The following is a 24,881-nucleotide window of genomic DNA, read 5'->3' on the forward strand; positions in this document are numbered from 1 at the left end:
CCAAACAAAAACGACCGTCTTCACTAAAAAGAACGGTCGCCTTCGATATTTTTGCCATAAAATATTTCATCCATTTCAGTTTTTAAGCGCTCGGTAATTTCCTTTTCTTCCGTTGGATCGAGCTTTTCTTTTGTATAGCCAAACAAGTAATTGTTTAAATCAAACTTCTTCAGCTTACATTTTGTATGAAAGATATGTTCCTGATAGATATTAACGTCAATCATATCATACCTTTCAATTTCTTCATCCGGAATATAGTTTTGGATTGAGCTTATTTCATGATCGATAAATAGCTTTCTCCCTCTGATATCACGTGTAAAACCCCTTACACGATAATCGATAGTCATGATATCAGCATCAAAAGAATGAATCAAAAAATTGAGTGCCTTTAATGGGGAAATTTCACCACAGGTCGAAACATCGATGTCTGCCCTAAAGGTACTAATACCCTCATCCGGATGATATTCTGGATAAGTATGAACAGTCACATGGCTTTTATCAAGCTGCACTACGACTGAACCCGGTAATGGACCAGGTGACTCTTCATATGATTCTGATGGTACCTCAACCACTGGGCCTTCTGAAACCAGCATGGTGACACTTGCACCTTGAGGAACGTAATCCTGTTTAGCAACATTCAAAATATGGGCCCCAATAATATCCGCCACATTATTCAAAATGTTGGTTAAACGCTCAGCATTATATTGTTCATCAATATAATCAATATATGCCTCCCGTTCCTCACGAGTCCTTGTATAACAAATATCATACATATTAAAGCTTAATGTTTTAGTTAAATTATTGAATCCGTGTAATTCGATTCGCTGTTCTGGAGTTAATGTCATGACTTATTCCCCTTATTTCTTTTGTCCCCTTAACTGATTTGTTCTTTTTCCTATAATTAATATTGACCATATCAAGTTAAATTATTTTTCCAAACAGAAAAGCATAAACTCCTTCACCGATCATTACTATCCTCAAAGCATAGTCACAATAAAGGTCTTAATGAAATTAACACATAACCAAGTATTCCTAATCATGATATCTGTACTTTGTACCATTCATTTAAAATACTACCAATTTTCAAAAAATAATTTTATGATATATAGATAGAACAAACGAATGTGAGGAAAGAACTGATGAAAAGAATACATTATAGCTGGATAATCCTTGCAGTTACTTTCCTAGGAGTACTTGCCGCACAAGGATTGAGACTGTCCTTTGGTGCTTTTATGTCACCGTGGGAGGATGACTTTTCTGTTTCAAGGGGTACTGTTTCGTCCATTTCTCTTGTTAGTTACATCATATTTGCCATTTCACAGCCGATAGTTGGAAATATGATTGACAAATTTGGAGTCAAAAAAATATTTGTTACAAGTATGATTTTATTGGGAGCTTGTACTATTTCTACTTACTTTGCCACTCGTATATGGCACCTTTTTTTCCTATATGGAGTGATCTCTTCGCTTGGATTTGGCGGGGCATCGGGTGTGACAGCATCCTTGATAGTAACAAAATGGTTCAAGAAAAAACAAGGGTTCGCATTAGGACTAGTGGAGGCTGGTTTTGGTGCAGGTCAAATGGTCATGGTGTCAAGCTCTTTGTTTTTAATCGAACAATTTGGTTGGAAGCATTCTGTTCTATACCTAGGTGCCTTCTTACTATTGTTCATATCCCCTATTCTCCTGCTCTTTCTTAAATCCACCCCAGCAGATCAAGGGGTTAAAGCCTTGGGAGAGGAAGAAATGGTAGATAAGAATATGGATAACAAAGGTCATCATATGGTCCAACATAGCTCGAGAAAGAGATTTTTTAAGGAACGTTCCTTTTGGTTTTTGATTATTCCTTATTTCATTTGCGGGGTTACTACGACGGGGTTGATGGATACCCATTTAGTTCCATTTGCTCAAACATGTGGTTTTTCTGTAGGTGTAACAGGGCTTACTGTTAGTCTTCTGGCATTATTTAATACAGGAGGTACAGTTGTTTCAGGGTTTATAGCAGATCGTTGGAATAATCGATTATTGATTTCGGCCATTTATTTTCTGAGAGGGATATCCATTGTTTTTCTGCTTTTATTCACTTTGAATATAAACGGACTTTCCCTGTTATTAGAATATCCTTGGCTACTTTATGTATTTTCGATTTCCTTTGGAATAGTTGATTTTGCGGTTGTTGCACCAACAATTAAACTCCTTTCAAGCTACTATGATGGTCCATCTCTTGGGGTGATTACTGGGTTTCTTTTTATGAGTCACCAATTAGGCTCTGCCCTCGGTTCATATTTACCTGGTGTTTTATTTGATCAATCTGGAAGCTATACAAGTTCATTTTTTGCAGCTGCATTATTACTCGGATTCGCTTCTATTTTAAGCATTTGTTTACCAAAAGAAAAAAGCATCAATGAGGCTTCAAGTACCAACATCGCCTAAATATTTAGGCTATAGGCAGATCTTATATATATTTTGATATAATGAAAATAATCATGATTTTAGACTAAAGAATGATTGATCTGAGGAGAACCAACGATGGCAAAAAAGAGAAAAAACGTGACAAGCTTGTGGGAAAATTCTTCTGAATTATTAAATTTAAATAAACAATTAACCCTATTAAGAGAAAATAGGCGAAAAATTCATGAAGATGAGGTCCTCTACTATAATAAGAAACAGGATTTATTAGATGTACGCTCATATTATCAATCGATATCCATCGATCAAAGTATCGAAAGCCCACTATTTTATCAAATTCAAGATTTGCTTAATAGAACTCATAAAAATCGTGTACCTTATTTCATTAGTAAGGACCTATATTTATATACTTGGGTTGATTTGCATCCAGATGGAACGGTTAAAAGTATTTATACTGGGGAAACAAAGGATCCTAAATCAATGATTCTTGAGGATTATGTAACCATTGGCGAAAGGTTTGAGGAGTTTCAAAGATGCCTACATAAGATTAATAAAAAGGAGTATGACTTAGTCAAAGAGCTCAAAGCAATTGAATGGAAACTTAAGCTGAATACTGAGCATATTGTTCCCCAATCATGGTTTGGAGGTCTTGAACCAATGAAGGGCGATTTACACCACCTTTTTGTTTGCCAACCAGAATGTAATATTGCCCGCTCCAATTTTCCTTATGACGATTTCCAATTTTACAATCCGGAGTCAGAGCAAGAAAAAATCCGTAATCATTGCGGAATTACCAACGAAGGAAGATTTGAGCCTGAAAACGGAAAAGGAGCCGTCGCAAGAGCAATGTTGTATTTTCTGTTACGTTATCCAAGATCAATAAGAAAGTCATTTAGAGTTCAAGTTAAAATCCCCCTTCTAATTCAGTGGCATAAGAAATTTCCTGTCTCTCTTTATGAAAGACATAGGAATCAAGCAATTTATCAAATTCAAGGAAATAGAAACCCACTCATTGACTTTCCAGAAGTCATAGATCGTATAAAATTTCCACACTAATCAGTCTTGCTTAGTCCTAAGCAGGACTTTTTATTTAAAAACCTTAATAAGATTTTGAAATATCCTATAAATTACTAATAAAAATCACAAAAATAGGCAATAAATGTACATACAGAAAGAGTATAGAGAAAATTGGGGTAATGTTCATGTTTAATCTAAAAATTTTCACGAAAAAAAAGAATTCAAAGAGTCTGGTCAACTTTGATTATAACTCGGAAGGCTATTATATAAAAAATGAGACAATGGAAAATGAAAATAGAAAAGTCCCATTAGTTTCGGTTATCACCCCCGTCTATAATGCCGCAGATAAGCTTCATAAGACCATAGATTCTGTCATAAACCAGTCCATCGGGTTTTCAAACATAGAATATATTCTTGTTGATGATGGTTCAACCGACTCCTCTAGAGAAATATTACTTGAATATGCTGATCGGTACGAAAATATCATTGTTGTATTTTTAAAGGATAATACAGGAACACCTGCTCAACCGAGAAACCTTGGAATTCAACTCTCCAGAGCGAAATATCTTACCTTTCTTGATGCAGATGATTGGCTTCACGAGGAAGGAATTAAAACCTTGTATGACATTATGGAGGAATCTGGAGATGATTATGTCGTAGGGAAAACAATAGAGGTCAAAAATAGCAGTCGAAAAATCGTTGGTGAACATGAATCCTGCAAGGAGAGAAGAAACGTATCACCTTATTCAATTCCTCATATTTTTCAGCATTTGGGGCCACGTTCACGGATGATAAAGTCATCCATTATCAAAGAAAATCATATTACATTTCCAGAAATGAAGTTTGCTGAAGATAAACAATTCTTCATTGACGTACTAATCCATTGTGAGACCATCTCTACAACAACTAAGGTCATTTACTATTTAAATCGACTAGATGATAATAATCACTCTTTAACTAAGCAAACGAATATCATGGAAAAAACAGATAGCAATCTTAAAGTGATTGAGTATGTAAAAAGTAAAAACCTAGATATTGATAAAGAAAAAGTCATTCTCAATCGCTTATATGAATTTGATTCCATCCGAAGGCTATTTAATACAAATCATTTTCACAAAACAAAACTAAAGGAGTTATACTTTCAAAAGTTTAAGGAGGTCTTAAAAACTACCGAAGACTTAAGATACGAGTTTTCCGAAAATTTCTTTGAACCGATTAACAGGGTAGCCTATGATTTAATAAAAGAAGGAAAGACAAATAAAATTGCTGATCTTTATCAGTGGAACAAAAACGATAAAATTAAAAAATTTGTCATCAGAGACAAATTACCCTACATGGTTAGCCCCGTTTTAGATGGGGATCAGAAGCTCATTCGTATGCCGATGTTTGCCATCTATAAAACCGGATACTTTGAAAACGGGCATTATCATTTAGAATTCGATGTATATGGTGATTATGTTGGAGATATTACTGATGTATTATTGAGAGATCGTGATGAAATCACAAGAGAATTTTCATTTCCAGTTATAGTCAATGAAAATGGGAATGGGAAGGTTGTAATTAGCTTAGATATTCTAAATCAATTTCCAACATCCAATTATATATTATTTTTGAGATATAATGATTATCGGAAAATAAATATACGAAGACTAACTGAAGACCAAATCCAATATGATAACAGAAATTTCACCTTTTACACGACTGCCCATTCGAATGTTGGATTCAAAATTCATTAAATTTGCTTTAATAAAAAAGGCTCGCTTTAAGCCAAGCAATTGGTTAAAGCGAGCTTTTTTTATTTTACTATTAATGCCACCGGACAATGGTCACTACCTAAAACCTCAGCATGAATTTCTGCATCAGCTAGTTTTGGGGTAAATCTCTTTGATAAGATAAAATAATCAATTCTCCACCCGATGTTTCTTTCTCTCACCTTATTCATATAGCTCCACCAAGTGTAGGCCCCTTCTTTCTCAGGATAAAAATGACGGAAGCTATCAATAAACCCTGTTGAAAGAAGCCTTGTCATTTTTTCACGTTCTTCTGTTGTGAAACCAGAATTCCCGTGATTGGATTTCGCATTACGTAAATCAATTTCCTCATGGGCAACGTTTAAGTCACCACATAAGATAACAGGTTTTTCCTCATCCAATTTCTGCAAGTAAATTCGTATTTCATCCTCCCATTCCAACCGGTAGTCAAGGCGCGCAAGATCCCTCTGAGAATTTGGTGTATACACATTCACAAGGTAATAGTCGGCAAACTCAAGGGTGATAATTCTTCCCTCTGATTCATCATTCTTGTCCCCAACTCCGTAATGAACGGTTAAAGGCTTGATCTTTGAAAAGATCGCAGTTCCAGAGTAGCCTTTCTTTTCAGCATAATTCCAAAATTGATAATATCCCTCTAATTCGAGATCAATTTGCCCTTCCTGAAGCTTTGTCTCCTGAATACAAAAGATATCAGCATCCACTTCGTGAAAATAATCTAAAAACCCTTTACGAACGCAGGCTCGAAGGCCATTCACATTCCATGATACTAGTTTCATAAGATGTATATTCTCCTTGCATTACAATCTATAATCGTTCTACTACAATACTAATATATCAATTAAACGAAGAAAAATCACTTAATTAATGTGTATATAGAATAAAGCAACTGATTATTTTGTTTGCTTTATACTTGCTTTACTCACTTCAACACCACATTCTTTTTCAAGTGGTTGAATAACAGCTGACATATCTAAATCCTCTAACCCGAGTCCCATTGCTTCATAGAATGACTTTTCAGCAAAACGACCAAGAAAATCATCCATTCCAGTTTTCTCAAACATTTGGTTGGCTAAAGCTACATCCTTATGCACATATTTTAATGCTCCGCCGGGCTTGAAGCTACGGTCTAATACATATTGTTCCATATGTCTTTCTAGCATTCTACTATCCCCATAGCTAACTTTTAAGATTTGATAAAGCTGCTCTGAATCCAGACCGAATGCTGCACCAGCAACCATTGCTTCAGATGCAGCAATGGAATGAACAGCAACCAAGTATTGATTGATTAGCTTAGCCGTACTACCGGAACCACTAGCACCTAAATATTCCACTGTAGACCCTAACACATTTAAGATTGGATGGACTTTTTCAAAATATCCACGTTCTCCACCAACCATAATGGTTAAGGAACCTTGTTCTGCTCCTTCTGGTCCCCCACTAACTGGAGCATCCAGAAAATGTATTCTCTTTTCCTTTCCAATTTCATAAACCACCTGGCTTGTATCGACTCCAACAGTGGTAAAATCTATACAGATCGTATCAGGGTGTGCATTTTCCAAGATACCATTTTGCCCAGAATAAACATCCAATACATCCTTTGGCATGGAAAGGCATGTACAAATAACCTCCGAGCTCTCAGCAAGTGTAGCAATATCTTTAGCGCCTCTTGCCCCTAATTTTAATAATCCCTCTGTTTTCTCTGGAGTACGATTGAAAACACTCACCTCATACCCAGCTTGCAAAAGACGTGTAATCATTCTCGATCCCATGACTCCAGTTCCAATAAAACCAATTTTCATGATCGATTACCTCCAAAACCCATTATCTGTACCCAATCAAAGCTTTCTTCACTTTCTCCCAGTGGGGTGTATTCTAAACCAATAAACCCTGGATAATGTTTCTCTAAAATAAATTCGAAGACACGGTTATAATTGATTTCACCTGTTCCTGGCTGATGCCGTCCAGGAACATCAGCAATTTGAACATGTCCAATTAAATGAAAATACTGTTCAAAAGTGGAAAGAAGATTTCCTTTTATTTTTTGAATATGATAAAAATCGTATTGAAGTTTAAGATTTGGCTCGGCTACCTCTTCAATTATATGAACTGCCTCAATAATATCCGTAAGAAAATATCCTGGCATATCCTCCCTATTTATGGGTTCAATTAATAATGTCAGATTATGTTCTGCAAATTTTTCAGCAGCGAACTTTAAATTTTTTATGTATGTTTTTCTTGCCATCTCTTTTTGATTTTCCGAAGGCAATATACCTGCCATACAATGAATCTTATGCACATTTAATGCTTTGGCATATTCAATCCCTTCGAAAACAGACTTCTGAAATTGTTCAATTTTTTCAGGAAAGATCGCGATACCACGTTCCCCACTCTCCCATTCTCCTGGTGGAAGATTAATTAAAACTAAAGAAAGATTATTCTGATCTAGAGCTTCTTTAATGCTTGGGATAGAAAAGGAATATGGAAATTGGCATTCTACATTTGAAAAGCCAGCTTCCTTAGCCTTTTGAAATCGCTCTATGAATGGTACTTCTGTAAAAATAGTTGATAGATTCACGGCAAATGGAAACATTTTTAACTCCTCTCAAAAAAATCTATAGATTTACCCGTGTGCGTTAGTCTAAATCTCAAAATATTCTGTCATTTAAACATAAAAAATGAACACCTTCAAATGTTGAAAGAGCTTTTATTTTTTTAGTATATCACCCTATGAAATATTTAGGTAGGGTTTGAGATATTGTTGGTATATTAATAGAAAGGCTCTGTTAAACTTGAATGTTGATTTCCGTTCCAGGCGCGTTCGGTTCGTGGGCGTGACGGGGAGCTTACCTCTAGCTAACGCTCCTGCGGGGTCTCCCCTTCCCCGTTTTCCCGCAGGACATTGAAAAGGCTTCACTGAAATCACATCGCACGATAAAAATGCTAAAGCATTTTTAGAGGACATTGAAATCGCCTCATTGATAAAACTCCGCACGATAAAAATGCTAAAGCATTTTTAGAGGACATTGAAAAGGCTTCACTGAAATCACATCGCACGATAAAAATGCTAAAGCATTTTTAGAGGACATTGAAATGGCTTCATTGAAATCACATCGCACGATAAAAATGCTATAGCATTTTTAGAGGACATTGAAAGGCTTCATTGAAATCACATCGCACGATAAAAATGCTAAAGCATTTTTAGAGGAGTCTTCACGCCTGAAAGGTAGATCAACATGTCTTAATATCAACAATGAACTTTAACACAGCCAATAGAAAAAAGCTGTCTCCATGTGCCAGGGGCATGTTGGGACAGCTTTTTTCTATTAAACTCTTATACCATACGGCTCATATAAGTGGCGAGCAATAATTAGCTGTTGAATTTGATTGGTTCCTTCAAAAATATCATATATTTTTGCATCTCTGTATAGCTTTTCAACTATATTATTTTCTAATCCAGCCGAGCCAAGTAATTCTAAGCATTTAGAAGTAACCTCTATTGCAATTTTACCTGAATAGGCCTTACACATAGCCGCTTCCTTTGCATTTGCTTGACCGGTATCTGCCTTCCATGCTGCCTCCCATGTTAGGAGTCTTGCGGCTACAATAGACTGATGAATTTGTGCCATTAATTCTGATGCAATATAATAGCTTCTCCCATGCTTTGGAAATTCCTGTTTAATAATATTTAGTGTTTCTTCATAAGCTCCACGGGCAATTCCCGTTGCCATTCCCGCAATAATTGGACGTGTGCTGTCAAACGTTTTCATCGCAACGCGAAATCCCGATGGACCAGAGCTTTTATTAGCATAGTATTCTTCACCACCAAGCAAATTTTCATCAGGAACAAAGCAATCCTCAAAGACTAGCTCGGCCGTTTCAGATGCTCGAAGACCCATTTTGTCTGCAACTCTTGAACACGTAAATCCCGGTGTTCCTTTTTCAACCACAAATGCGCGATGGCCCCTTCTTCCTAAGCTTTTGTCAATTGTTGCAAAGGCAACTACCCATGAGGCACGCTTTCCATTAGTAATAAAAATCTTTTGACCATTTAATACATAACCACCATCAACTTTAACTGCAGTTGTTTGAAGCCCAGACACGTCAGAACCTGCTTCTGGTTCTGTCAGGGCATAAGCTCCCCAGCGTGGCTCCTCATCCTTAGAAAAGATGGACAGAAAACGTTTCTTTTGTTCTGGAGTACCACTTGATTGTACAGGTGGCCCACCTAAACCAGGTCCAGGAAGGGTTAATGCGATAGCAGCATCACCCCAGCCCATTTCCTCTGCGGCAATGACTCCCATTCGATTTGCTTGCATTTCTTTTTTTTGATCTTCCATATTTTCATTCTTGCTTTTACTTAACCTATTTGCAAACGAAGCAGCACCGCCTGTTATTCCCATCTTATTTACCTTTTGAAGCCAATCATCTGGTACCATTTTTAGCTGATCGGCAAGTAAAGAGATTGGTCTCATTTCATTTTTTGCAAACCAATGAACGATTTCCTNAGCAGCATCACCCCAGCCCATTTCCTCTGCGGCAATGACTCCCATTCGATTTGCTTGCATTTCTTTTTTTTGATCTTCCATATTTTCATTCTTGCTTTTACTTAACCTATTTGCAAACGAAGCAGCACCGCCTGTTATTCCCATCTTATTTACCTTTTGAAGCCAATCATCTGGTACCATTTTTAGCTGATCGGCAAGTAAAGAGATTGGTCTCATTTCATTTTTTGCAAACCAATGAACGATTTCCTTTAATTGCTTCTGTTCAGGTGAAAGCTCAAAAGATATCATAAGACGACCTCCATCTTCAGACGTGATAAAATTTCTTCTCCACTCTGATTGAGTAAATTTTGTTCCGATTCGTACATATTTACCTGAGCTTGTGCGTCTCTCATCCACTTTTCTACTGGATGATCTTGAACGTAGCCATGTCCTCCGAGAAGCTGAACAGCATTATCAGTTACAAAACGTAAGGCACGATGGGCAAAATTTAATGCCGATAGACTATGTAAGCTAGCATCCTCGTCTTGTTTATCAACACGATCAGCTGCATATAATACTAGATTTCGGGCGCTCTGAGTATGAATAGCCATTTGTGCAGCTGTAAAAGATACACCTTGGAATTTTGCTATCTCCTGTCCAAAAGCCTTCCTGCTTGAAGTATAGTCGATCACATAGGCTAATGCGGCAGACATTAGACCCACCTCTTTTGCAGCCTCTATCACTCGAATCCGTGTCAATGAGTCAGCCAAAAGACTTTTTGCAGATTCTCCTTTTGCTACAATACTATCTACTTCAATGACAGTATTTTCAAAATTCAATCGTGCAAATCCTGATGCCAATAGCCCCAGCCGATATTCTCCTTCCTTCTTCCTTCCAACAAGATTGTTTTCTTTAAGGAAAAGAATAATAGGTTCTCCGTTTGAATCATTTCCAGCAATTAGTAGAAATTTTGCCATTTGTGCCATTTTTACTGGGTTAGAACATCCATTTAGTACATATCGATTCCCATCAAAGTGAATATTTATTTTTGCTTCTTGATCATATAGAAATGCTGCTGTTGGCCAATGGCCATTTTGTTGAGATGCTTTTAACGTAGTGAATGTAGGATTTTGTGGCTGATTACGTATGAATGAGGAAGCCTCTCCAATGCCAGGTAATCCTTGGACGATTGCCAGATCACCAAAAGCTAAGGCTTCGAGAATTTGTACTTGAGAAGTTAGAGGTAATTCCATCCCCTCCCAAAGATTTGGAAGTTCTAGACTAGTAAACCCTAATTCGTTAATATTCTTTACGATTAGATCGTCTACTTTCTTTTCTTTTTCTACCAATCTTGCATTTGGACGCAATTTTTCATCAGCAAATGTTTTTGCTAGTTCTACAAATGCTATTTCATCATCTGTTGGTTTAAATGAAATCAAAGGTATTCCCCCTTCTGGTCGATTATTGGTGAAGCAGGTTAGTACAATCTAAAACATTTTATTCTAGAGGAAGGAAATATATTTATAGTTTTATGATATTAAACAAAATTGACATAATCAACCATAATTGCTTGAAAATTGAAAAAATATCGAATGAAACTTGTTTCAAGCATCCACCACCTTATACAATTCCTATTATGTTTTTATTCATATTAAATAAATGATTGGAAGACACTAGAGATAGGAGGTTGAAGGATAGAATGAAAATGTTATGGCTATCAGCTATTATACTTTTGGCGAGTCCTACCAATATGGAAGATGATAACTTATTGGTCACCCATAATAACATGCCAATCACTTCAGTTAATCGCAACTTTTTTTCTATACCTTATCAGGGGCAACCCTTTATTTACCAAGAGATGGTGAAAGGTTTTGCCGATAAATTAGAAAAAATTGTTTACCAGATGCCAATTAACGCAAGCCTAGATGAGAAGGGCCGAATTATTCAAGAAAGAGCGGGTTCAACCTTAAATAGGCAAAGATTCTATGAGCTTTTTTTGACCTACTATTTTGGTAAGGGTGGCGGAAAAATGGAGATACCCATTCAAACCATTTATCCAAGAGTAGATAGCGAATTGATTTCACAAATTAATTCTCACAAAATTGGTGAATATGTAACTTATTTTAATGCCAATAATGAAGCGCGGTCACAAAATATTCTTCTTGCTTCCAACGCAATCAATAATTATGTTCTTTTTCCTGGTGAAACCTTTTCTTTTAACAAAGTAGTCGGAAAACGTACAGCTGCAAAAGGATATTTAACTGCTCCTGTGATCGTTAAGGGAGAGCTCTCTGAAGGGATTGGTGGCGGGATTTGTCAAGTATCCTCCACATTGTTTAATGCAGTTGATAATGCTGGTCTAAAAATACTCAAACGCTATTCTCACAGTAAGCTCGTCCCTTATGTGCCACCAGGAAGAGATGCAACGGTAAGCTGGTATGGACCCGATTTTAGCTTTCAAAATGAGTACAACCAGCCCATTTTGATACGAACAAGAGCAAATCACGGAAGAGTCCTTATTCGAATTTTCTCCTCTGATATCATAAATTATGAGCCAAAAAAGGTTCCAAGTGCCTCACATAAACTGTCAAAGGAAATACTCACCTTTGGTCAGTGAGGGAATGATATTAAGAAAAATAAACCGGGCAAAAACCGCCCGGTTATTTATTATTTAACAACTCCACTTTAGCCCAATTCCTGATAGGTATTTTCAATGGAGTTGATTTCATACTAAAGTCTAGCCAACTATAGCAATAATCCCTTCCTCATCATCCAATATTAGTTCAATTGGTGAAAAAGGGTCTTGATGGAGAACATGCTCTAACCAAATTCGAATGGCTTCAATGATGTTTTGAGTAATCAGAATTTGTTTTCGCCCCAAGGAATAAGCCTCAGCCGAATATCCATAATCATCATCAAACATCAATTCCACCTCAACATCTTCTGGAGAGATCTGTTTCTTTTCTGCAATATACAAGCAAATGGAATTCACGATATCCTGTTCTGATATTTTGAGTGTCAAAGCCGCATCCACTCCCCTAATATCGATTCCGTCTCATCGATGAAAGGACTCTGCGAATGATTAGGAATAAAACGAAAATTCCAAGTAAATTAATTCCTAATCCAACTATTGCTCCGAATGGTCCTAGACTATTCAGTAGACCACCAATTAAAAATCCAGCAAGGCCGCCATAAAGCATACCACGCATAAAACCTCGATTTCTTGTGGATCTATAATTACTTTTTTTCGAATAATTATATTTTTTATTGAAGGTTGGATTTTGCTTTTGATATTGATTATTTCCTCCGCTTCTATACTTTTTGATTCCTGACTTGTAGCCTTTAGCACTTACAGTTTGTTGATCATGTACTATGCTATTCCCTACTGGTGAAAACATGATAGTAAAGGTCAATATAGCTGTGATAATTTTCTTAAACATTTAGAAATAATCCCCCTCTTTTTCTTTCAAAAAACTTTGCTATCAATTTTTTTGACAAGATATTATACGAATAAAAAACAAAAGAGTTTCATTTTTATTTTTCCCTTTATGAGTACTATAATGATGATCAATTTTCACCAATTATTTGTTGAGCAAAATGGAAATGCTGTTACTTGGAATATTTATTAATTTACTTTATTATTATTGGAGACTAACCAACAAATAATTTATTCCCTTGGAGGCATTCAATTTATGGCAGAACAGAATCAATACATTGGTTATGTTGGTACATACACGAACGGAAAAAGTGAAGGAATTTATTCTTTTATGCTTGATACAAAAGCAAAAAAAATTGAGGATGTAAAAGTTGCGGCAAAAATAGAGAATCCAACCTATATCGCAATAGGAGATGACAAAAGGTTCCTTTATTCTGTTGCAAAAGAAGGGGAAAACGGAGGTATTGCAAGTTTCTCCATCAATCCAAATGGACAACTCAATTTTATAAATAGTCACGTTTCTCAAGGAGCACCCCCTTGTTATGTCGGTGTTAATCAGGAACTTCATACCGTTCTATCAGCGAACTATCATAAAGGGACAATTGAGGCATCCTCTTTAAATCCGGATGGAAGTATTCAATCTACTTCTTCCATTTCACAACACAAAGGTTCTGGTCCTGACGAGAGGCAGGAAAAGGCCCATACTCATTTTAGTGGATTTACACCAGATGGAAGATTTATCATTGCAGTTGATCTTGGAATAGATAAAATTATCACCTACTCTTTTAAGGATGGTCAACTTACGAAAAGAAATACTTTATCAGTCCATCCTGGCAGCGGACCTAGACATATAGTTTTTCATCCAAGAAAGCCATTTGCCTATGTCATGACTGAATTTAGCTCAGAGGTGATTGTATTACAATACCTTTCAGAGGATGGAAGCTTTACAGTTAAACAGGTTATTTCTACCATACCGATTGACTTCACTGGGAAAAATCAAGGGAGTGCCATTCATATTTCGAAAGACGGAAAATATGTTTACGCAGGGAATAGAGGTCATAATAGCATTGCTGTTTTTAGCGTTGATGAAGCTTCCAATGAACTTAACTTAATCGAACGAGTTTCAACAGAAGGTCATTGGCCGAGGGATTTTGTCCTTGATCCGACTGAGAAATTTATTGTAGCAACTAATCAAGAATCAGGAAATCTTGTTTTATTTGAAAGAAATCCAGAATCAGGAAAACTCGCTTTATTACAATCAGATATTGCTGTTCCTGATCCTGTTTGTGTAAAATTTTTATAGAATAATTAGAGACTGACTAATGAATTGTGCTGTTCACATTTCCTTGTTCAGTCTCTTTTTTTGTTTATGACCATTTTTCATTTTTTAGGGTTTTCTCTTCATCATTCCATTTTTTCCTTTTCGTAATGAAAGTTATTTTACAATATAAAGGGTTAGAATAAATAGTATTTATCTCGAATTCAAAATATACTTTATTAATAGAATAACTTCCCTCTCAAACAACCATGATATTTACAACATTTACCTATTATTATGCATACTTCGATATTTTCAATCATATATTACGTTTTTTTGCAATAGTATTCACCCTAATTCAAGGAAAACTTTGTGAAAATTTATTGGAATTTTTGCGAAAAGTTGTTTGACAATTTGACACATTTCAATATATTCTAAAAATGTAAAAAATTTCGAATTTTAGAAAGGGGATGTTTCAATGCAACAAGTTGCAGAAAATGTTAAATCTGCAAAAAAAGGAAAAGCAGTAGATTTTGAGAGAATTGCCAGTAGTGAAAAGTACCAACAGCTTAAAAAAGAGAAAACCAAATTTATTGTACCCCTCACGATCTTTTTTCTCGCAGTTTATATCTTACTTCCTATTCTCACATCTTACACAAAAGTCTTACACCAACCGGCCATCGGATCTATTACTTGGGTTTGGCTGTATGCGCTTTCATTATTCATTGTAACCTGGATTTTATGCCATGTATATGTTAATAAGGCTGCAAAATTTGATGAATCAGCAAAAGCAATATTAGATGAAAACCAATTAAAAGGCGGTGAATAGTATTGAACGCTACAGTTGTCATACTTTTTTTAATCATTGTTGGAATCACACTCTACATTACTTATATCGCTGCGAAAAAGACAAAAACGGCTAATGAGTTTTACACAGCAGGTGGAGGCTTAACCGGTTGGCAAAATGGGATTGCCATTTCTGGAGATTATTTATCCGCGGCTTCCTTCTTAGGTATCGCTGGATCCATTGCATTAAGTGGATTTGACGGATTTTTCTTTAGTGTTGGTTATTTAGTTGCTTATTTAGTTGTATTGTATATTGTTGCTGAGCCATTAAGGAATCTCGGTAAATATACGATTGCTGATATGATTAGCGCTCGATTTGATCAGAAAAAGGTTAGAGCTACAGCTGCATTAAGTACTCTTACAATTGTAATTTTTTATATGATTGCACAATTAGTTGGAGCAGGTGCACTTATTCAACTTTTATTCGGTATTGATTATTGGATGGCCGTTTTAATTGTCGGAGTAATGATGACAATCTACGTTCTATTTGGTGGTATGACTGCAACTAGTTGGGTTCAAATTATTAAGGCTATCCTTTTGATGGCAGGAACAATTGTCATTTCCTTCTTAGTTCTTTTAAAATTTAATTTTAATATTTTTAGCATGTTTGATGAATTGAAAACTGCTACTCCATTAGGTGAGGCCTATCTGAATCCTGGTGTAAAGTATAAAAATCCAATAGACACAGTTTCACTTATGATTGCCCTAGTTCTAGGAACTGCTGGATTACCACATATTCTAATGCGTTTCTTTACCGTTAAAGATGCAAAAACAGCTCGTTCATCCGTTATTTGGGCTACATGGATTGTTGGTATCTTCTATGTCATGACTATTTTCCTTGGTTTTGGAGCAGCTGCTTTTGTAGGGTCTGAAGATATTATTAGTGCAAATGCTGCAGGTAATATGGCTGCCCCTCTTCTAGCAAAAGCTCTTGGTGGAGACTTCTTAATGTCCTTTGTTGCTGCAGTTGCATTCGCCACAATTCTAGCGGTTGTTGCCGGTCTAGTATTAACTGGCGCTTCAGCATTCGCCCATGACATTTATGGTCAAATCATCAAAAAAGGCAAGATCACTGAAAAACAACAAATGTTAGCTGCTCGTTGGGCATCTGTTGGAGTTGCAGCATTTTCAATCCTACTTGCCTTGTTCGCTCAAAAAATGAATGTAGCATTCCTAGTTTCCATCGCATTCTGTATTGCTGCAAGTACAAATCTACCAATTATTATTTATACGATTTATTGGAAAAAGTTTAATACAGCAGGTGCAATTACTGGAATGCTTACAGGTTTAATATCTGCAATCGTCCTTGTTGCAATTAGTCCAAATGTATTTAACCCAGTGGAAGGAGCTGCAATTTTCGTTGGGGAACCATTATTCCCATTAACAAATCCAGCGATTGTATCAGTTCCGCTTGGTTTCATAGGGGCCTATGTTGGAACGGTTCTTTCTAGAAAATCAGACGCGAAGAGATATGCTGAAGTTGAAGTACGTGCCAATACGGGTTATCGTGAAGGTATTTAATTAATAACAGACAAAAGAGTAAAAGAGATCACTTCTTTTAGAAGCGATCTCTTTTATTATTGTTGAAACAATTATGCTTCAAAAACCTCTACTTTTTCCATAACATCTCCATTTTTCATTGCTTTTACTGTATCCATACCTGATGTAACTTGACCAAAAACAGTATGAACACCATTTAAATGAGGTTGAGGTTCATGTACGATGAAAAATTGGCTTCCCCCTGTATCCTTACCAGCATGTGCCATAGATAGCGATCCCTCAACGTGTTTATGCGGATTTCCTACTGTTTCACACTTAATAGTATAGCCAGGGCCACCCATTCCTGTTCCGGTAGGATCTCCCCCTTGTGAAACAAAGCCTGGAATTACCCTATGAAAAGTGACTCCGTTGTAAAATCCTGAATTTGCTAATTTTTCAAAGTTTGCAACTGTACCTGGTGCTTCATTTTCAAATAAATCAAATTCAATTTTTTCACCGGATTGCATTTGTATGTATCCTTTTTTTGTCATGTTCACATCTCCTTTTTATTCAAAAGCCAAATTTATCATACATGAGAAACTATGGAAATGAAAGTGAAAGCTATTTTTTACCTAGTGATGATGATGATAACCCATTGATGGATTGGTTACAACAAATTCTTCTTTCGGAACATAGAAGTATTGTATCCAGACGCCATCAAGATGTTTATCTCTTTTATCTAGAAGAACATCGATTCCTTTATCAGTATGAACAATTTCATCATGTTCATTAGGCGTATCAAAATCTATTGCATAGTGTGCATGATCTCCATGTCTCTCTGATACAAACACTCGTAACATTTTCCCTTGAGCATCTTCCCTCTCAAGCATCTTCTTCAATACCTTTGCTGCATTTCGATTGATTTTCACATTCATGGTGATATCTCCTTCTAAACTCATTTTTCACTGTCATATTATCTCATGATTTCAAGGAAAAATAAAATTTATGGAAGCATGGGGACGGTTCTCTGCTTCCTAATCAAAAGCTAGTTAAAACTTGAATGTTGATTTCCGTTCCAGGTAAGAGCGGTTCCCAGGAATTTCGGGGAGTCTCCTCATCGCGTACGCTCCTGTCGAGTCTCCCCTGCCTGAACTCCTACAGTAGTACATTGAACCATCTTCATTAATAAAACACTGCATGATAAAGATGCGATAGCATTTTAGAGGATTCTACGCATCTGGAACGTAAATCAACATTTCATACTATCAACCTATCAACAATGAGCATTAACACATCCAACCAAAAATGAAGTAAGCAACCGTCCCTGCTTCTAAAATTGGTAGCACAAATAACTTAGAGTACCAAATTCATAACTACGATAAATAATCTTTGCTTTTTTTGTATCTTCGCCACTACCTAATGCAATGTAGAATGGGACAAAATGCTCAGGTCTTGGGACAGCATATTTTGCATTGGGAGCTAATTGTTCATAATGAAAAAGTGATTGAAGGTCATTATTTTCAACCTTTTCAATTAACCAATCGTCGAACTGAATAGCCCATGGTTCTGGTGTTTTCGAGCCCCAATTTACCATTCTAAGATTATGAACCGTAACCCCGCTACCTATCACCAATATGTCTTCTTTTCCAAGACCCTTCAATGCTGAACCAATCTTGTATTGATCCTCTGGTGAAAGAAAAGGATGTACAGATACTTGAATGACCGGGATGTCTGCTTTAGGATACATTTTTGATAGAAGAGTCCATGAACCATGGTCTAAGCCTCTCGAATGATCCCTCTGCACTTTAATATTTGTGGCTTCCAGTCTCTTTTCAATAATATTCGCCACTTCTTTTGAGCCTTTTGCAGGATATTTAATAGCATATAGCTCATCTGGAAACCCATAGAAATCATAAATCGTTTCATACTCATCATCCGTATAGGATATGGTAAGGACTTCACTCTCCCAATGGGCGCTAAAAATGACTATTGCCTTTGGATGAATTTGTTCACCCAAGGAATTTAGAAATCTTGTATATTGATTATCTTCCATGGCAAGCATTGGGGAACCATGTGCCAAGAATAAGGATGGTACCATTTAAAAATCCTCCTAATACTTACTTTATGTAAGTAAGTTTACTTTAATAAATTAATTATGTCAATTCAACTAATTTATATTAATAAATTTGTTACTTCTATTAATTTTTTTATATAATATAGAAGAGGTGTTTAAAATATGAATAAAGATCAAAAGGTATTATGTCCAAAATTCGAAAAAGCAATGAGTATTCTAAGCCAAAGATGGACTGGACTAATTATTTATCAATTAATGTCTGGACCACAGCGTTTTTGCCATATCGAGTCATCCCTTCCTATTAGCGGAAGACTACTTTCTGACAGATTAAAAAGCTTAGAGCAGGAAGAAATTGTTATACGTGAGGTTTTTCCTGAAACACCAGTCAGAATAGAATATTCATTATCAGAAAAAGGAGCTTCACTCGGACCAGTGCTCAATGAGCTTGAAAAATGGTCAAAAGAATGGATCAAAACGGAAGACGATAAAAAAAGCAATTAGATAAGCCTAATTGCTTTTCTTCAATATACTTATTGGAATTCTTAGGCAGATTGATATTTACCTAATATCGACTGCAGCTTCATTGCCAATCCTAGATCGCCTTCAATTTTTACTTTACCCATCATAAATGCAGTTGTTGGATTTAAAGTTCCATTGATTAATTTTAAAAAGTTCTTATCAGAAAGCTTTAATGTACAGTTTGCTTTCTCATTCTCCCCTTCTATTAATTTTCCCGTTTGCTCAGCAAATTTCAATTGGTATACTCCCGCTTCTTCTCCGCTTAAATTAAACTGATAGGTAACATTTACACCTGAAATACCTTCAGGACTTTCATTGATTCTATTTAATAAACCCTCTATCGTTTCTTTAACAGCCATTCCTTTCTCCCCTTTTCGATCATTTTTCACCTTGAAATATAACCTATCAAATTGACTTAATCAACCATTTTTCAGAAATTTTGTAAAATTTTTGTTATACGTGGATGAATTGCAGCCTATAATTTGAATCATACTACTGATAATCATATTCAAAGTGAGGTGTACAATATGCCTAGAAAACGACCTGATTTTATGAATAGTCCATATTTTGTCGATGAGCCAGGTAATTGGCACTTAAAGGAAGGAGCACCAATCCAACTTCAAAGAGAATTTCGAGAATACATGTATTCAGTAGAACATAATCATGATAAACCTGCTTCTATTAATGGAGTTCATATCGATTTTCCATATGAGAGATAACATGAAATGCACACGATTACAACAGGAGGCTTGCTTGTGGGTGCAATAGAAAAAAATGGGCTTCGATTTGAGCCTGAATTTAGCGTAATTCATCAAAAAGGAGCCGTACATGTATATAAAAATGGAGAATTCATTGAAGAAATTCCCTTCAATTTTAATGGAAAATTCCCCGAGCATGATCAAATTGAACAATTGGTTGATACATATTGTGAGAAGAATATCTAATAATGGAGGTGCTGATTTTGGAACCTAGAAAACCAGGAAACAAAGAATTGCCGGACTTTGATTCATTGGATGACCGAATCATTGCAGAACGGTCCTCCTCAAAACCAATTCTAGTAATTAAAACAAATTTAGATCCAAAGGATTCTACAGAAAACAATCCTTATTTTCACAACAGTGAAGAAACAAATATAAAGGAATTTAAAGACTTTTTTGAGGAGTAGATAAAGAATGGATCATACTTTGGCTTATTTACGTGAAATATTATCCAATTATACAGACCGAAATTCTCTAAGCCAACATATTTATAAAAAGATTCAAAAGCATTCCTATCAATCTGAAGGTGAATTTGTTAGAGACTTAAGCGAAGAGGAAGTAGATTTTTTAAATAGGATTTTACCCGAGGAAATAAATCATGCTAAGGAAGCGAACGATGATAAAAGAGCGTATCAATTGAATGAAGTATATGAATTATTATTGTAATGTAAAATGTCAGCTCCACATGCACGAATCCATGGGATTTCTTCATGTGGAGCTGACGCTTTTATATTGAAATTTCATGAATGGTTATTTCAGGTCTACTACCTACTCTTATGTTAACCCCGGTTTGTCCTAAACCTTCACTAATATAAAAAGGCTTTCCGTCATGATAATGCAAGCCTTTCACCATTTTCTTTCGGACTAGCCGCCCCATTTTTAATAAATGATAAGGCTTTGGCCAATGAATTTGTCCGCCATGAAAATGTCCAGAAAGGAGATAATCATAATGATACTCCCTCATGTCCAGTACGATATTGGGATCATGAGTTATGATAAGGTTATACCCTTTAGGTAAATTTTTATAGGCTTTTTTCATGTCACTTCGTTTTGTACTATGATCATCTATTCCAATAATATTTAATGCTTCCCCATTAATATCTAGACTAATATGCTCATTCTGCATAGTTAAACAACCGTTTTCCTCTAATGTTTGCTTCAACCGATTAAAGTTGGAGGTTCTTAGAAAATAGTCATGATTTCCAAAAACAGCATATGTTCCGTATGTTGGTTTAACTCTATTCAACGTTTCTAAATAAGGAATCAACTTTGGTATGCTTCGTTTTCTATCCAAGTAATCCCCTGTTAATACGATTATGTCAATGGGCTGTCGTTTAATTTTATTATAAAGATCCTCTGGAGATATCGAGATATTTTCTAAATGAATATCCGATAGATGGAGGATGGTTAGATTCTTTTGAGCAACAGTGATTTTTGAGTGGGACATTTTAATTGTATTCATAACAACGTCTTTGGTATTTTCATAAGATCTATAAAGGAAAAATCCAATACAACATATGGCAAAAATTACGATAATAATAAACATTTTATCCCCCTCCTCTTAAAAGTATATTAAGAGAAAGGGGAATTTGAAAGTGGGAGTTGATGGGGAATCTGGATATTCGTTTTCGGGATGAATAGAAGAAAAACCAGCCTATACTTTTAAATATTTTTGACAAAGCTTATCGACGGACATGAGTAAATACACTGGTTTGTTTTTCTTTATCTGTTCAAGTGAAAAGGTTGTAGCTGAAAGAGCATAAATTGGAAATTGCATAATTCTTTTTAGTAATTGGTATAATTTACTTTTTGGAAAGACGAGGTCAAAGCCAAGGGACTTAACTCCCTTATTAATGGTCGTTACTCCTATAATTCCTTTAATTAATTGGCGTTTTGGATGCTTTTCGATATATTCCGCAAGAATGGGCATAGAATGTAAAACCATTTTATAAACGACTCTTCCTTTTTTTAATGAATGGCGAATAATTAATGATTCCTTTAATATTCGTGAATTATGAAGGTGAATTTTCAAGAGAAGGTCATTTTTCTTAATTGATGTACCATCAGATAATATGATATCAGCCCCTCTATATCGTGTTGTTCTTACTCGAAAAATACAAGGTATATCACTGTTTGAGGGTATATAGTGGAGTCGAGTAAAAATAAAATATATGGGATCAAACAGATTCCATAGCGAAATAATGAATGGCCGTATACTCATTGCTAACCTTTTTCAACTCCTTTCAATGTTACTCTAACCTGAGGAACTTGTCCTTATTCAGGCTAATAAACCATTTAGGAATAAGCATTTATTACATAATATTCAAGAAGTGAAAAAAGGCTCCAGCAAAAATTTGCTAGAACCTTTTCTTTTATTCTACTAATCTATTAATTTAGTTAGTCAATAATTTTTATCCTAACTTTCTTTCTCCCCCATTTTAATGCTTTCTTTTGGGAGCTTACGAATACATCAATTTTTTTCCCCTTTATGGCACCGCCAGTGTCTTCTGCACGTGCATAACCATAACCTTCAACGTACACCTTGGAGCCTAATGGAATCACTTTAGGGTCAACAGAAATAACTTTTGCCTTTGGATTCTTTTTAAGATTAAAACCCGTTGCTGTTACTCCTGAGCAGCCTTTGCATTTTGCTGTGTATGCAGTTGCTGTAACGGTAATTTCTTTTGTCTTTTTTGTTTGTGTTGATTTTTTGGCAGATGATTTAGTTGCAGCTTTTGATACAGGGCTTGAAATATTTGTACTTGAATTGATGACAAGTTTTTGGCCGATAACTATTTTATCAGACTTTAATTTATTCCACTTCTTGATTGAAGCTGTAGACACATGATATTTTTTAGCAATGCCTGAAATTGTATCTCCTGACTTTACTATGTATCTTTTAGCTGGTGAAACTTCTAGCTTTTTACCTATGATAATTTTATCTGATTTTAATTGATTCCATTTTTTCAAATCAGATACAGAGACATGATATTTTTTTGAGATACCTGAAAGTGTGTCCCCTTTTTTAACTGTAATCTCTTGTGCCTGTGCACTTGCAGCGAAGGAACTTGTGATGGTAGCGGCTGCCAAAATCGCTAGTAAAGCTTTCTTCAAATAAAAAACCTCCCGATTTGCTTGTTTCGCTATCGGTTTTTATCATAACAAATAATTATTTCAGGTTTGGGACAAGCATATATTAATTCAATGACGGATATAACAGAAATATTACAGGAGTATTACCTTTAGTTATTTTGCTTCCAACTAATAGAAATAGAGCATCATTTTGGATGCTCTTAAATTTGTGTCATTATGAGGTTAAAAATGGCTTAATTTTCTTTATGCATTCCATTAATCTTTCAGCATTTCTGCTATACATCTTCTTAGCTTCCTGAGACTCTGTGCTTAGTGAAAATAATTCTAAATCTGCTTGACATTTTTTCATCATTGCAAATAGTAAGGGTCTCTGCATCGGACTAGGTACATTTAATTTATCATTGTATATATCAATGGTCAGCTCACCATAGGAATCAATTTGAGCAAGAAACACATTATCTAGAGTCACTCCCAGTTTTGTTAGCTCTAGATTTAACCATTTTCTTGTTTTCCCTGAAGCGGTTAAAGGTTCATCTATTATTTTTCCATCCATGATAATGGTGTGAGGCTCCTTCTCTGGTGGAACCTGCAACTGAATATCCTTTGGAGTAAGAGGCTGCTTATCCCTTTTCAACAGGACGCTTAAATCACCCTTAGGCTCTAATACGGCAAATTCAACATCTGCCAATTTAAATACATTTTTCTGTCTTAGAAGTGATGTTAGTTCATCAATTGTATACTTTTCCTTTTTCAAGTTTTCCTCTAATATTTTTCCATCCTTTATTAAAACGGTGGCATTTCCATCAATAAGCTCTCGCATTTTTTTACTTTTCATGGTTAAAATATCTACTAAAACGGTAGCAATCCCAAAGATACCAATGGCAAGCACTCCGTGAAAGATATTCCCGTCCAACCCCATAATTACTTCGCCCGCAATACTTCCAATGGTAATCCCTGAGATGTATTCAAATAAGGATAATTCTGACAACTGCTTTTTACCAATAATTCTTGTCATTAACAATAAAGTTATGAGATATAGCAATGACCGCAGGATAATTTCAAACCATTCTGACATATGATTCACCTCAGGAAAGTTTATGAAGGCTTATATTGTGGTTCTTCTAACTCAAGCTCTGTTTTCCTCTTCGTTAACTCTGAGTGGATATCATTTATTACAAGCATCGTTTCGTGAAAAATTTTTTGAGCAGTCTCTTCTTGAGAGTTTATAGCTAAACTTGATAGCTGAGCCTCAATCCCTTTTAATGTGGCGATACATTGATTTACGTTTGAAGCGATTGTCATAATTATTTCTCCCTTATTTGATGTCTTTCAAAGTCAAGAGTCTCATTCCACTCCAATTGCAAAATTAACCTCTATGTAGAAATATAAGGAAGCTGTCCCATGAGATGCTAAGCAAAATACCAATAATGATATTTCGCCCTACATCTTTATCATTGGGACAGCTCAAAATTATTGATTATATTGGGGTTCTTCTTGTTCTATTTCTTTAAGACGTGGCTGAACACGATCGATGATCGCTTGTGTTTGCTGAGCCGCCTGTTGATATAATTGTTTTGCATTTTTATTTTCTGTACCCAATGCAAATGTTTCAAAATTCGCTTGTGCACTTTTTAAGCCTGCTATTGTTTGCTTAACCTGGGAACCTACAGTCACAATTTCATCCCCTTTATCCAATTAATGTACTCAGTACAAGTCATATTATTTCTAAAATGAGGA

Annotated in this window: 30 protein-coding genes; 12 read left to right on the top strand and 18 right to left on the bottom strand. The window is 35.7% G+C overall.

Annotated features, from left to right (window positions below):
- Nucleotides 1-23: 23 nt before the first annotated feature.
- Complete coding sequence (gene speD / locus BQ6100_RS10890; RefSeq protein ID WP_075981657.1) at nucleotides 24-845, bottom strand: adenosylmethionine decarboxylase; 822 nt, start codon at nucleotides 843-845, stop codon at nucleotides 24-26.
- Between the two features lie 294 nt (nucleotides 846-1,139).
- Here speD and BQ6100_RS10895 point away from each other — a divergent pair, with 294 nt between their 5' ends.
- From BQ6100_RS10895 to BQ6100_RS10905, 3 genes are all read left to right on the top strand, one after another.
- A complete protein-coding gene (locus tag BQ6100_RS10895; protein WP_084780333.1) occupies nucleotides 1,140-2,432 on the top strand; it encodes an MFS transporter in 1,293 nt (430 codons plus the stop codon).
- Between the two features lie 96 nt (nucleotides 2,433-2,528).
- Nucleotides 2,529-3,464 (top strand): endonuclease I family protein, encoded by a 936-nt coding sequence (locus tag BQ6100_RS10900; protein WP_075981658.1) that lies wholly within the window; start codon nucleotides 2,529-2,531, stop codon nucleotides 3,462-3,464.
- Nucleotides 3,465-3,610: 146 nt separating this feature from the next.
- Entirely contained in the window at nucleotides 3,611-5,161 is a 1,551-nt protein-coding gene (locus BQ6100_RS10905) for a glycosyltransferase family 2 protein (RefSeq protein ID WP_084780335.1), read from the top strand.
- Nucleotides 5,162-5,220: 59 nt separating this feature from the next.
- On the opposite strand, the gene BQ6100_RS10910 is transcribed toward BQ6100_RS10905, so the two are convergent.
- The 5 genes from BQ6100_RS10910 to BQ6100_RS10935 form a co-directional block, all read right to left on the bottom strand.
- The gene (locus BQ6100_RS10910) at nucleotides 5,221-5,973 is read right to left on the bottom strand and encodes an exodeoxyribonuclease III (RefSeq protein WP_075981660.1); all 753 of its coding nucleotides are present in this window, start codon (nucleotides 5,971-5,973) and stop codon (nucleotides 5,221-5,223) included.
- Between the two features lie 114 nt (nucleotides 5,974-6,087).
- Complete coding sequence (locus BQ6100_RS10915) at nucleotides 6,088-6,996, bottom strand: NAD(P)-dependent oxidoreductase (protein ID WP_075981661.1); 909 nt, start codon at nucleotides 6,994-6,996, stop codon at nucleotides 6,088-6,090.
- Nucleotides 6,993-7,787 (bottom strand): hydroxypyruvate isomerase family protein, encoded by a 795-nt coding sequence (locus BQ6100_RS10920; protein WP_075981662.1) that lies wholly within the window; start codon nucleotides 7,785-7,787, stop codon nucleotides 6,993-6,995. The genes BQ6100_RS10915 and BQ6100_RS10920 overlap by 4 nt, the downstream gene beginning before the upstream one ends.
- 733 nt (nucleotides 7,788-8,520) lie before the next feature.
- On the bottom strand, nucleotides 8,521-9,723 hold the full coding sequence (locus tag BQ6100_RS10930) for an acyl-CoA dehydrogenase family protein (protein ID WP_075983527.1): 1,203 nt from the start codon (nucleotides 9,721-9,723) through the stop codon (nucleotides 8,521-8,523).
- A gap of 263 nt (nucleotides 9,724-9,986) precedes the next feature.
- Entirely contained in the window at nucleotides 9,987-11,120 is a 1,134-nt protein-coding gene (locus tag BQ6100_RS10935; protein WP_075981664.1) for an acyl-CoA dehydrogenase family protein, read from the bottom strand.
- 260 nt (nucleotides 11,121-11,380) lie between these two features.
- On the opposite strand from BQ6100_RS10935, the gene BQ6100_RS10940 reads away from it, so the two are divergent.
- Nucleotides 11,381-12,298 carry a VanW family protein gene (locus BQ6100_RS10940; protein WP_075981665.1) on the top strand — a complete coding sequence of 306 codons (918 nt, stop codon included), beginning with the start codon at nucleotides 11,381-11,383 and terminating at the stop codon, nucleotides 12,296-12,298.
- A gap of 120 nt (nucleotides 12,299-12,418) precedes the next feature.
- Here the strand turns inward: BQ6100_RS10940 and BQ6100_RS10945 are convergent, their stop codons facing one another.
- Complete coding sequence (locus BQ6100_RS10945; protein WP_075981666.1) at nucleotides 12,419-12,703, bottom strand: YxcD family protein; 285 nt, start codon at nucleotides 12,701-12,703, stop codon at nucleotides 12,419-12,421.
- A 16-nt stretch (nucleotides 12,704-12,719) separates the two neighbouring features.
- A complete protein-coding gene (locus tag BQ6100_RS10950) occupies nucleotides 12,720-13,121 on the bottom strand; it encodes a hypothetical protein (protein ID WP_075981667.1) in 402 nt (133 codons plus the stop codon).
- A 252-nt stretch (nucleotides 13,122-13,373) separates the two neighbouring features.
- Between BQ6100_RS10950 and BQ6100_RS10955 the strand changes: the two genes are divergently transcribed.
- The 3 genes from BQ6100_RS10955 (at nucleotide 13,374) to BQ6100_RS10965 (ending at nucleotide 16,742) form a co-directional block, all read left to right on the top strand.
- The gene (locus BQ6100_RS10955) at nucleotides 13,374-14,420 is read left to right on the top strand and encodes a lactonase family protein (RefSeq protein WP_075981668.1); all 1,047 of its coding nucleotides are present in this window, start codon (nucleotides 13,374-13,376) and stop codon (nucleotides 14,418-14,420) included.
- Nucleotides 14,421-14,853: 433 nt separating this feature from the next.
- Nucleotides 14,854-15,204, top strand: coding sequence for a DUF485 domain-containing protein (locus BQ6100_RS10960; protein WP_075981669.1), 351 nt, complete (start codon nucleotides 14,854-14,856; stop codon nucleotides 15,202-15,204).
- A gap of 2 nt (nucleotides 15,205-15,206) precedes the next feature.
- Nucleotides 15,207-16,742 (top strand): solute symporter family protein, encoded by a 1,536-nt coding sequence (locus BQ6100_RS10965; protein ID WP_075981670.1) that lies wholly within the window; start codon nucleotides 15,207-15,209, stop codon nucleotides 16,740-16,742.
- 71 nt (nucleotides 16,743-16,813) lie between these two features.
- On the opposite strand, the gene BQ6100_RS10970 is transcribed toward BQ6100_RS10965, so the two are convergent.
- The 3 genes from BQ6100_RS10970 to BQ6100_RS10980 all read right to left on the bottom strand — a co-directional run bounded on the left by BQ6100_RS10970 (nucleotide 16,814) and on the right by BQ6100_RS10980 (nucleotide 18,798).
- Nucleotides 16,814-17,251, bottom strand: a complete 438-nt coding sequence (locus BQ6100_RS10970) for a peptidylprolyl isomerase (RefSeq protein ID WP_075981671.1) — start codon at nucleotides 17,249-17,251, stop codon at nucleotides 16,814-16,816.
- A gap of 81 nt (nucleotides 17,252-17,332) precedes the next feature.
- Complete coding sequence (locus BQ6100_RS10975) at nucleotides 17,333-17,635, bottom strand: iron-sulfur cluster assembly accessory protein (protein ID WP_075981672.1); 303 nt, start codon at nucleotides 17,633-17,635, stop codon at nucleotides 17,333-17,335.
- 395 nt (nucleotides 17,636-18,030) lie between these two features.
- A complete protein-coding gene (locus tag BQ6100_RS10980) occupies nucleotides 18,031-18,798 on the bottom strand; it encodes a DODA-type extradiol aromatic ring-opening family dioxygenase (protein ID WP_075981673.1) in 768 nt (255 codons plus the stop codon).
- Between the two features lie 138 nt (nucleotides 18,799-18,936).
- On the opposite strand from BQ6100_RS10980, the gene BQ6100_RS10985 reads away from it, so the two are divergent.
- A complete protein-coding gene (locus BQ6100_RS10985) occupies nucleotides 18,937-19,275 on the top strand; it encodes a winged helix-turn-helix transcriptional regulator (RefSeq protein ID WP_075981674.1) in 339 nt (112 codons plus the stop codon).
- A 41-nt stretch (nucleotides 19,276-19,316) separates the two neighbouring features.
- Here the strand turns inward: BQ6100_RS10985 and BQ6100_RS10990 are convergent, their stop codons facing one another.
- On the bottom strand, nucleotides 19,317-19,652 hold the full coding sequence (locus BQ6100_RS10990; protein ID WP_075981675.1) for an SCP2 sterol-binding domain-containing protein: 336 nt from the start codon (nucleotides 19,650-19,652) through the stop codon (nucleotides 19,317-19,319).
- A 168-nt stretch (nucleotides 19,653-19,820) separates the two neighbouring features.
- On the opposite strand from BQ6100_RS10990, the gene BQ6100_RS10995 reads away from it, so the two are divergent.
- From BQ6100_RS10995 to BQ6100_RS11010, 4 genes are read left to right on the top strand one after another with little or no spacing between them, the layout of a single operon-like run.
- Entirely contained in the window at nucleotides 19,821-20,012 is a 192-nt protein-coding gene (locus BQ6100_RS10995) for a hypothetical protein (protein ID WP_075981676.1), read from the top strand.
- 36 nt (nucleotides 20,013-20,048) lie between these two features.
- Nucleotides 20,049-20,237 (top strand): YbxH family protein, encoded by a 189-nt coding sequence (locus BQ6100_RS11000; protein WP_075981677.1) that lies wholly within the window; start codon nucleotides 20,049-20,051, stop codon nucleotides 20,235-20,237.
- A gap of 17 nt (nucleotides 20,238-20,254) precedes the next feature.
- Nucleotides 20,255-20,458, top strand: coding sequence for a hypothetical protein (locus tag BQ6100_RS11005; RefSeq protein WP_075981678.1), 204 nt, complete (start codon nucleotides 20,255-20,257; stop codon nucleotides 20,456-20,458).
- A 7-nt stretch (nucleotides 20,459-20,465) separates the two neighbouring features.
- Nucleotides 20,466-20,717, top strand: a complete 252-nt coding sequence (locus BQ6100_RS11010; protein ID WP_075981679.1) for a sigma-G-dependent sporulation-specific acid-soluble spore protein CsgA — start codon at nucleotides 20,466-20,468, stop codon at nucleotides 20,715-20,717.
- A gap of 61 nt (nucleotides 20,718-20,778) precedes the next feature.
- Here the strand turns inward: BQ6100_RS11010 and BQ6100_RS11015 are convergent, their stop codons facing one another.
- From BQ6100_RS11015 to BQ6100_RS11040, 6 genes are all read right to left on the bottom strand, one after another.
- The gene (locus BQ6100_RS11015) at nucleotides 20,779-21,597 is read right to left on the bottom strand and encodes a metallophosphoesterase (protein WP_075981680.1); all 819 of its coding nucleotides are present in this window, start codon (nucleotides 21,595-21,597) and stop codon (nucleotides 20,779-20,781) included.
- 108 nt (nucleotides 21,598-21,705) lie between these two features.
- Nucleotides 21,706-22,272, bottom strand: coding sequence for a YkoP family protein (locus BQ6100_RS11020; protein WP_084780338.1), 567 nt, complete (start codon nucleotides 22,270-22,272; stop codon nucleotides 21,706-21,708).
- A gap of 176 nt (nucleotides 22,273-22,448) precedes the next feature.
- Nucleotides 22,449-23,165 (bottom strand): 3D domain-containing protein, encoded by a 717-nt coding sequence (locus BQ6100_RS11025; RefSeq protein ID WP_075981681.1) that lies wholly within the window; start codon nucleotides 23,163-23,165, stop codon nucleotides 22,449-22,451.
- A 193-nt stretch (nucleotides 23,166-23,358) separates the two neighbouring features.
- Complete coding sequence (locus BQ6100_RS11030; protein WP_075981682.1) at nucleotides 23,359-24,228, bottom strand: DUF421 domain-containing protein; 870 nt, start codon at nucleotides 24,226-24,228, stop codon at nucleotides 23,359-23,361.
- An 11-nt stretch (nucleotides 24,229-24,239) separates the two neighbouring features.
- Entirely contained in the window at nucleotides 24,240-24,446 is a 207-nt protein-coding gene (locus BQ6100_RS11035; protein ID WP_075981683.1) for a DUF1657 domain-containing protein, read from the bottom strand.
- 168 nt (nucleotides 24,447-24,614) lie between these two features.
- Entirely contained in the window at nucleotides 24,615-24,818 is a 204-nt protein-coding gene (locus BQ6100_RS11040) for a DUF1657 domain-containing protein (protein ID WP_075981684.1), read from the bottom strand.
- Nucleotides 24,819-24,881: the final 63 nt, after the last annotated feature.

Source organism: Bacillus massilinigeriensis, from assembly GCF_900117315.1.
Classification (GTDB): Bacteria; Bacillota; Bacilli; order Bacillales; family Cytobacillaceae; genus Bacillus_BE; species Bacillus_BE massilionigeriensis.